The following is a 660-nucleotide window of genomic DNA, read 5'->3' on the forward strand; positions in this document are numbered from 1 at the left end:
AATATTCTCTAGGTCAAGAGGATTGGGTAGCGTCTTGATCAGGTGGGTGCCGTTGGTCGCGTGGATCAACTCGCCGTCGATCCGCAGGGTGACCCGGCTGCCGGCCGTCACGACGCCGAGGGCGAGTTCATGTCCACGAACAATGACGATGCCGTCGCGGTTCGCGGTCCGGTCGATCTCGATAGCTCGCGGCCGATGGGTGGCGGTGGAGGTGTCGAACGCGGCTTGCGCCGGTCTGGGCCGGCCCGGGCGGGTGCCGCGGGCGCGGAGTCGTTGCAGGTCTGCGGTGGTCAGCTTCGACCGGACCGTCTTGATCACGATGTCGTCGCAGATGATGTACACGCTCGACAGGTCAGCCCACATCACGACACTGCGCTGCGCATAGTTTCTTTCCGACCCACACCTGTTGCACACCGGCAATAGTCACTACACCGGACGGCGGCACGACAGTGTCGAACTCAATGGCGGAACTCGACTGATCGGCCACGGTTGGAGCTGGCCGAACGACTTCGGCTTCCGGTCGGATCTCGGCACCAACAGGCTTGCTGGGCATGGTGTCGGGATCGGTGCTGCGACTGCGGAACACGCTGGCAGGGGTGGCCATGTTCAGCGACTGATGCGGTCTGCAGGTGTTGTAGGCGTGGACCCATTCGTCGATAG

General features: G+C 63.3%; 1 protein-coding gene and 1 pseudogene. Both read right to left on the reverse strand.

Annotation, left to right across the window (positions count from 1 at the left end):
* Window positions 1-363 (reverse strand): annotated as a pseudogene (locus GOPIP_RS27705) (IS481 family transposase); the annotation flags it as partial.
* The coding region (locus GOPIP_RS27710; RefSeq protein ID WP_006373225.1) for an integrase core domain-containing protein at window positions 353-660 on the reverse strand (308 nt) is incomplete at its 5' end. The pseudogene GOPIP_RS27705 and the gene GOPIP_RS27710, both read right to left, overlap by 11 nt.

This window comes from Gordonia polyisoprenivorans NBRC 16320 = JCM 10675 (assembly GCF_000241325.1).
In the GTDB taxonomy this organism is placed as follows: Bacteria; Actinomycetota; Actinomycetes; order Mycobacteriales; family Mycobacteriaceae; genus Gordonia; species Gordonia polyisoprenivorans.